The sequence below is a fragment of the Morganella sp. HSTU-ASny43 genome (assembly GCF_022819185.1).
GTDB lineage: Bacteria > Pseudomonadota > Gammaproteobacteria > Enterobacterales > Enterobacteriaceae > Morganella > Morganella morganii.
In genome coordinates this window covers 1-7,807 of sequence record NZ_WSPG01000050.1, presented here as the reverse complement: position 1 = coordinate 7,807, position 7,807 = coordinate 1, and the positions used below count along the sequence as shown (strand labels likewise).

7 protein-coding genes are annotated in these 7,807 nt (G+C 52.6%); 6 read left to right on the top strand and 1 reads right to left on the bottom strand.

Annotated features, from left to right (window positions below; genetic code table 11):
* The 6 genes from GN208_RS17305 to GN208_RS17280 all read left to right on the top strand — a co-directional run.
* A partial coding sequence (locus GN208_RS17305; RefSeq protein ID WP_243828496.1) for a hypothetical protein occupies positions 1-191 on the top strand: 191 nt, incomplete at its 5' end.
* A 340-nt stretch (positions 192-531) separates the two neighbouring features.
* Entirely contained in the window at positions 532-1,881 is a 1,350-nt protein-coding gene (locus GN208_RS17300; protein ID WP_004235971.1) for a radical SAM protein, read from the top strand.
* A complete protein-coding gene (locus tag GN208_RS17295; protein ID WP_015422495.1) occupies positions 1,871-2,557 on the top strand; it encodes a molecular chaperone TorD family protein in 687 nt (228 codons plus the stop codon). The genes GN208_RS17300 and GN208_RS17295 overlap by 11 nt, the downstream gene beginning before the upstream one ends.
* A gap of 32 nt (positions 2,558-2,589) precedes the next feature.
* The gene (locus tag GN208_RS17290) at positions 2,590-5,169 is read left to right on the top strand and encodes a molybdopterin-dependent oxidoreductase (protein ID WP_004235969.1); all 2,580 of its coding nucleotides are present in this window, start codon (positions 2,590-2,592) and stop codon (positions 5,167-5,169) included.
* A gap of 11 nt (positions 5,170-5,180) precedes the next feature.
* On the top strand, positions 5,181-5,723 hold the full coding sequence (locus GN208_RS17285; RefSeq protein WP_004235968.1) for a DMSO/selenate family reductase complex B subunit: 543 nt from the start codon (positions 5,181-5,183) through the stop codon (positions 5,721-5,723).
* 11 nt (positions 5,724-5,734) lie between these two features.
* Complete coding sequence (locus tag GN208_RS17280; protein WP_004235967.1) at positions 5,735-6,589, top strand: DmsC/YnfH family molybdoenzyme membrane anchor subunit; 855 nt, start codon at positions 5,735-5,737, stop codon at positions 6,587-6,589.
* A 50-nt stretch (positions 6,590-6,639) separates the two neighbouring features.
* Here GN208_RS17280 and GN208_RS17275 read toward each other — a convergent pair whose 3' ends face one another.
* Positions 6,640-7,608: a macro domain-containing protein gene (locus GN208_RS17275; RefSeq protein ID WP_004235966.1), complete on the bottom strand. Its 969-nt coding sequence runs from the start codon at positions 7,606-7,608 to the stop codon at positions 6,640-6,642.
* Between the last annotated feature and the right edge of the window lie 199 nt (positions 7,609-7,807).

The following is a 7,807-nucleotide window of genomic DNA, read 5'->3' as shown; positions in this document are numbered from 1 at the left end:
TTTTTCTAGGACCACGCCGCATACCCCCTGCGCCTGTCGGTCGTTGGGGCGGTCTAGTTTATTATCGTCCCTACCTATATTATTTTTCCTTTAAACATGTGCCTTTAAAAACTGTAACAAAAATATCTTATTTAATATTTTTAATCCAGGTTTTTTATTGTCATATAGTTTTTAATTTAATTATTTATTAAATATCAATCGCATTTACGGCATTTTAACATAGTGCTGAGGTTGGTTTATTTCTTTGATTTGTAATGATTTTTATTTATCCGCTCAGCTCCATTATATTCATCATTGTCTGATTATATTATCGCTGCATGTTTATATATATAGCGGCAAGTTGATTTCATCTTGATCCCGCTCAATATGCCGGTATTTCACTCATTTACACTGAACATGTAAAAATATTACCTGTTCACATCGGTCACACCTGAAATATGAGAAATAAATGCAGGAATATACCGGACTATTTTATCTCAGCCAGTGATACCCGCCGGAGAGTTTCCGGCAGCGTACGTTAAGGAATCTTCTATGATTTACCCGCTGACAGAACAGACCCCGGTTTTACAGCATAATGCGGCGTTGCAGCGGTATGTCCGGCGTTATGCCGATATTGAAAAACAGACACAGCAGGCCATCGCACAGTACGGATTGTCTTTTGAATCGCCGTACCGGCGTCAGGCCGAAACGGACGCGCTGCGCCTTGAGGTGAAAGCACTGGGTGCGGTTTTTGCCAACAACGGTAAAAGCATCCACAGCCGCTGGCTGTCATCCGCCTGTGTGCAGTGCCGCACCGGCGAGGGCAGTTACACCACGTTTTTATCCCTGAAATGTCACCGTGACTGCTATTTCTGCTTCAATCCGAATCAGGAAAATTACGACGGTTTTCAGAATGAGATGCGGGATGCCATTGGTGAGGTGAATGCGATTGCCGCAGAAGGGTATCCGCTCACCCATATTGCCCTGACCGGCGGCGAGCCGTTGTTGTTTCGTCAGGAGAGTATCCGCTTTTTTGAAACAGTGCAGGCGAAACTGCCCGGCGTTCATACCCGGCTGTACACCGCCGGTGATCCGCTGGATCGCAATACTGCGCTGGCACTGGCGAAAGCCGGTCTGAAAGAGGTGCGTTTCAGTATCAAAATTGATGATCCGCCGGAGAAAATTGAAAAGGTTCTCAGCCGGATAGCGCTGGCACGGGAGATTTTCCCGGATGTGATGGTGGAAATGCCGGTGATCCCGGGTAGCGAGGAGCAGATGTATGACCTGCTGCTGAAGCTGGATGCTATCGGCGTGGACGGCATCAATCTGCTGGAATTCTGTTTCCCGCTGACCAACAGCCCTGCCTATCAGGAACGGGGCTTTGCCCTGAAAAATCCCCCTTATGAAGTCTATTACAACTACTGGTACGCAGGCGGTCTGGCGGTGGCAGACAGTGAGCTGGCCTGTCTGCGGGTGCTGAAATTTGCCCTCGGAAATCAGCTTTCCGTTGGTGTGCATTACTGCTCGCTGGAGAACAAACACACCGGCCAGGTGTATCAGAGTAATGCATTTATCAGCGCGGAGCCGTATTACCTGTTTTCTTCCCGTGATTACTTTTTCAAAAGCGCCAAGGTGTTCGGTGAGGACTGTGCTGCCGTCGCGGCAGCATTGCGTAAGGCGGGTGTCCCGTTCCGTGAGGATCTCCTGCACGGTTTTTTACAATTCAGTCCTGAATCGATTATGCGCCTGACAGACATCCCTGAACTGCCTGTTCTGCTGACATCCCACATTGCGGAAGCCGATGAACAGGGCAATCCCCTGATTAAAGAAGTGCGGGTGGAATTCACCACACCCGCTGAATTTTCGCCCGACGATATCCACGGAGGTATGTGTGAACAGTGATAACCGGGATCCGGATTATCTGTATGCGCGTCAGTTTGCTTATGACGTCCTGCGCCGTCTGCTGACGGACGAACCGACAGCGGAACTGCTGGTTTATCTGCGTGATGAGGGGCTGTCACTGTTTCCGGCAGATGACGCACTGCCCGCCATGCAGAGTGCGCTCGATGCCATGCAGGATGATCTGAATACCCGCATGCTTAAACGCGGTGCCGCCGATTTTGAGGCGCTGCACTGGGATTTCACACGCCTGTTTATCGGGCCGGAATCGCCGCCTGCACCGCCGTGGGAGTCAGTTTATGTCTCCCGCGACAAACTGCTGTTTCAGGAAAGTACCCTGAATGTGAAAACCTTTTATCAGCAGAACGGTTTTCATCTGCCGGAAAAGGAGTATGAGGCGGCGGATCATATCGGCTATGAGCTTGATTTCCTCTGGAAACTGAGTGAACAGGCGTCACAGGAGCTCGACCGGGAACAGGCGATGTGTGAGCGCATTACTGCGCCGCTGGCCGTTTCCTCTGACTTTATGCAGGCACATCTGCTGGCGTTTATCACGCCGTTTTGCCGTGAACTGAATAATCACGCGGAGACCGCGTTTTATCGTCAGCTCAGCACACTTCTGGAAGTCTTTGTCCGGAGTGATTATAAGAAAATCAATGAATTAATAAACTTACAATAATAATTTAAAAACCTGATGATGAGGTAAGAGCAATGTCAGACAGACAGAAAACCGGCGTAACCCGCCGTTCATTTCTGAAATGGACGTCGGCGGCATCCGCCATGGCGGCACTGCCGTTAAGCAGACAACTTCACGCGGCCACCCCGGCACCGGCACAGACCACCCCGGCGGCGGCACCTGCCGCCAAAGGGCAGTGGAAACCTGTCGCCTGCTGGCATAACTGCGGCGGGCGCTGTGTTAACAAAGCACTGGTGGCCGATGGTGTGGTGGTCAGACAAAAAACTGATGATGTGGTGGCGGATTCCCCTGACTTCCCGCAGCAGCGCGGGTGTCTGCGCGGGCGTTCCCAGCGTAAACAGGTGTTCGGGGCCGACCGCCTGAAATACCCGATGAAACGCAAAAACTGGGCGCCGGGCGGCGGGGACAAAACCCTGCGCGGACGTGATCAGTGGGTGCGTATCAGCTGGGATGAGGCACTGGATATTGTGGCCTCCGAAACCAAACGCATCACCGGACAATACGGCAATGAATCCCTCTGGGTTACCGGCGGTAACGGTACGGATTTCCAGAGTGTGTTCTCCGCCGCCGGGGGCTTTACCGGTGACTGGGGCACCACCTCCTGGGGCGCATGGTTTGAAACCCCGGCCCATCTGGGCCTCCTGGAAGGGTTCTACACCTTCGGCACCAATGACCGTTTTGATATGCGCAACTCACAACTGATTGTGATGTGGGGCGCAAACCCGGCGTGGTCCAGCCCGGGCAGCCCGACTTATAACTATTATCAGGCGAAAAAAGCCGGGGCACGTTTTATCAGTATTGACCCGAGTTATACCGCCACCGCAGAGCTGATGGATGCGGACTGGTATCCGATCAACCCGGGTACAGACCACGCGCTGGCGCTGGGGATTATGCATGCACTGCTGGAGATGGACAGCCCGGAGAATCCGCTGATCGATTGGGAATTCCTGCGACGCTGCACTGTCGGTTTTGATGAGAGCAATATGCCGGCAGGGGCGGATCCGAAGAAAAACTTTAAGGATTATCTGCTCGGCACCTACACCGGCAAGCCAACCACCCCGGAATGGGCGGCAGACATCTGCGGTATTTCCGCATCGGACATCCGCTCGCTGGCGCGTCAGATCGGCGGCACACAGCGTGTGGCGCTGTTAACCGGTTGGGCACCGGCACGTATTCATAACGGTGAGGGATGGGTTCAGGCATTCTCAACACTCGGGTTTATGACCGGGCATATGGGCCGTCCGGGCCGCATGACTGGTGCGTGTTGTCACTATGCCGCCGGGAACAACGGTACCCGTCTGGTGATGGCCGGTGCGAACGGCTTACCGGCAGTGAAAAACCCGGTCACTCTGAAAATCAACCACAACGAACTGAACCGCGCCCTGCTGGAGAAAAAATTCCGTCAGCGCGGCGTGGGGGATGTGGATGCCAATATTCAGATGATTTTCCACCCGTTTAACGCCACCTTACAGACCCGCGCCAACATTATGCAGGGAATCGAGGCGTATCGCAGCGGCGTGGAATTTATCGCGACCGCAGCTTATGTCCCGCATACCTGTGCGAAATATTCCGATGTGATCCTGCCGGTGACAACCGAATGGGAGCGCGAGGGAACCATTCTTAACCCGAGTAACCGTGAAGTCATCATTGCTGCGGTGAATGTGACTCAGCCGCTGTATGAAGCGAAAAGCGACCAGTGGATCGCCAAAGAGCTGGGTAAACGTCTGGGTATCAATGTGGATGAGATCTTCCCGATCTCCGAAAAACAGCAGTTCTTCAATAAACTCAACGGTGCAACCATCATTACTGAGGATGGTGTCACCAAAGCGCCGCTGTTTACCATCACTCAGGCGGATATTGATGAGTGGCAGGTGACCGGTACGCCGCAGGAAGGGCGCATCACGCTGAATGAATTCCTGACCAAAGGGAAGTATCAGGTGGAGCGCACGCCGGATGATAATTACGGCTATATCGCGTATGAGGACTTTATCCGCGATCCGGCGGCGAATCCGCGTCCGACGCCAAGCGGTAAGTTTGAAATCTACTGCGAAACCCTGGTGGAGAAAGCGAAAGAGTGCGGCTGGACAGAATTACCGCCGATCGCCGAATACATCCCGTCAGCGAGCGGCTATGAAGCCAGCTTTAAAGATTTCAGCAAAAAAGAGAAAGGGGATTATCCGTTCCAGGTTTATAACCCGCACTATCTGCGCCGTTCACACAGTACCCTGGATAACGTGCCGTGGCTGCGCGAACAGTGGCCGAGCCCGATCTACATTAATACCTCTGATGCGAAACGTCTGGATATTAAACAGGGCGAAACCGTTCTGGTGACCAGCCCGCAGGGTAAAATTCTGCGTCCGGCGCTGGTGACCCAGACGATGAAACCGGGTGTGGTTGCACTGCCGCACGGCAGTTGGACCAATGTGGATGAAACCACCGGGATTGATATGGCCGGGGCGGATAACACCCTGACCATTCAGGTACCGACCGGACTGGGTACCTCCGGGTGGAACACGATGCTGTGTAACATCGAAAAATGGCACGGTGAGCAATTAACTGACGATGCGCGTCTGCCGCAGCGGATTATCGGATAAGGGGCACAGACATGGATAACCAAGTTGGATTTTATATAAATGTCGCCGCCTGCATCGGGTGCAAAACCTGTGTTGTGGCGTGCAAGGATAAGAACGATCTCGAAGTCGGGCGTAATTTCCGCCGTGTGTATGATATCGAGGCCGGGGAATATCCGCGCCCGCGCCGCTGGCATCTCTCGATTGCCTGTAATCATTGTGACGATCCGCAGTGCGTCAGCCATTGCCCGACAACCGCGATGCATAAGCGGGAAGAGGACGGGGTGGTGCTGGTGGATCATGATAAGTGTGTGGGCTGCCGCTACTGTACCTGGGCCTGTCCGTATGAAGCACCGCAGTTTGATCCGGCGATCGGTATGATGACCAAGTGTGATACCTGTCTGGATCTGCGGGAGCAGGGCGGCAATCCGATGTGTGTGGATTCCTGCCCGATGCGCGCCATTGAGTTCGGCCTTATCAGCGAACTGCGCAAAAAATACGGCACCAATGCCGATATCGGCGGCTTGCCAAGCTCATCCATTACCCGGCCGAACCTGGTTGTCGGCACCAAAGGATAAGGAGAATTATCATGCATGAACTGCCTCTTGTTATATTCACCTTATTTATGCAGGCTTCGGTCGGCTGTCTGGTGATCACGCTGCTTTGTTATTTCCGTCTGTTCGGCTGCACGGATGCCCGCACCGGGATGAAATGGGTGCGTGTTCCGCTGGTTGCTTCTTTCCTGCTGGGCTGTGTCGGCTTACTCGGCTCCCTGTTCCATATGGGGAATCCGTTCCATATGTTTTACACCATGCTGCACGTCTCGACCTCGTGGATGAGCCGTGAAGTCTGGGCGACCGCCATTTATATGGCGCTGCTGTTCTTCAGTGTCGCGCTGCTGCTGTTAAAACAGAAAGTGAACGGCTTCCTGCTGCTGTTAAGTGCGGCGGCGGGGCTGGTGTATATGTATGCGATGTCCGCACTGTATGCGAATACCCTGTTTAACCTGTGGGGCGGGCTGTTTACCTATGCCGGATTCTTCGGCACAGTACTGCTGACCGGCGGGATGATCGCAGGTCTGCTGCTGGTGACCGCGCTGGGCTTTGCCCGTGAGGATGTGCTGATTCAGCGTGTGGTGAAAATTTCCCTCGCCGCCGGTGTGGCCGGGCTGCTGCTGATGCTGTTGGGCGCATTGTCTCTGCTCGGTAATATCGGTGAGCCGGTCTACGCAGGGATGACACCGCGTACCATGCCGGAAGGGCTGCTGAATCTGAATATCATCCGCGTGGTGCTGATCGGGCTGGGGATGTTCTTTGCCGGTCGTCTGCTGTGTCAGAAAAATGCACAGATCACTAACGGCACACTGATGATGGCTCTGGCGGCCATCTGTGTATTTGCCGGTGAAGCGGTCGGTCGGGTGGTGTTCTTCTCACTCGGCGCATAACACGCTGTATGAAACAAAAAATCCGGACGTGAGAGCGTCCGGATTTTTTATCAGCGGGTCAGAATCACATCCCCTAAGATATTGTCTTTCAGCAGGCCGCCGTTTTTCGCCCGGAACAGCACAAAATCAATATCCCGTGCCTGATAGCGCTCACGCAGAATGGTGGTGATCTCTTTGATCGCCTTACCCTGCAGTAATCCGTCAATCATCATCGCCAGCAGCAGAGACTGGTCGCTGTAGGTCAGCGGATTGAGCGACCCCATGACCCGGTTGAGATAGTGATCAAAGACCGGCAGCGGGTTTTCCGGGTGTTCGCGGTTCAGTTTAATCTGCACGTCGATCACGGTATTAAAATCAATACCATAATGAGCAATGCGGTCGCGCAGATCATTGACATAGCGATCGACATCATCGGAATAGAGTGTGCTGATGGTGCCGCCGAATGTAAACAGCGTCATGCCGTTCAGGCGCTGCAGAATATACAGGGCAATATAAAGATTGTAGCGTGACGGGATCAGCAGACAGTTATCAATCCACCAGACCAGCACATGATGCGGGCTGATGCTGTCATCAATATATTTGACCGGCGGATAGATCATTATTTCTGTATCACTTAACTCACCGAGGTGCGTCTGGATCAGATTATCCACCTGACGCCACTCCAGCCCGCCGCTGCCGCAACCGAGTGCCGGAATTGCCACGGATTTCAGCCCCTGTTTTTTGATCAGGGCTTTCAGTTCACGCAGGCCACTTTCGATAAATTCATAACCGGAAGGGGAATCCCATTTATTCCGGGTCGGGAAATTAATAATTTTACGTCCGTGTTCATCAGTTACTGATAACTGACCGGCGCCTATTTTATTTTCTTTGCATAAGGCTTCATAGGCGCGTGCATTTACCGGATAATCCAGTCTGAACTGATAGGCAATTCCTTTTCCCATAACGCCCTGACAATTAACGGCATTTACCAGCGCCTGAGCATCAGATCTCAGTAAATCACCTTTGAGGTATTTAATCATCGTTACAGTCCGTTTCTTTATTCAGTCTGTGACATTGTCGCCTGCTCCGGCGCTGACGGGTATCGGAATCTTCTCGGGTTTACGGAATAAGAATAGTCACGGAAATAATAAGTAATAATAACAGGAGAAATAAAGCTGAATTAAATATAAGAAAATAAAAAAAGAGAATATGCCGCATAATAAGCGGCATATTATTAAC

Coding starts and splice junctions, on each gene's coding strand:
- GN208_RS17290 (WP_004235969.1), top strand. CDS start 2,590: ATGTCAGACAGACAGAAAACCGGCGTAACCCGCCGTTCATTTCTGAAA.
- GN208_RS17300 (WP_004235971.1), top strand. CDS start 532: ATGATTTACCCGCTGACAGAACAGACCCCGGTTTTACAGCATAATGCG.
- GN208_RS17285 (WP_004235968.1), top strand. CDS start 5,181: ATGGATAACCAAGTTGGATTTTATATAAATGTCGCCGCCTGCATCGGG.
- GN208_RS17280 (WP_004235967.1), top strand. CDS start 5,735: ATGCATGAACTGCCTCTTGTTATATTCACCTTATTTATGCAGGCTTCG.
- GN208_RS17275 (WP_004235966.1), bottom strand. CDS start 7,608: ATGATTAAATACCTCAAAGGTGATTTACTGAGATCTGATGCTCAGGCG.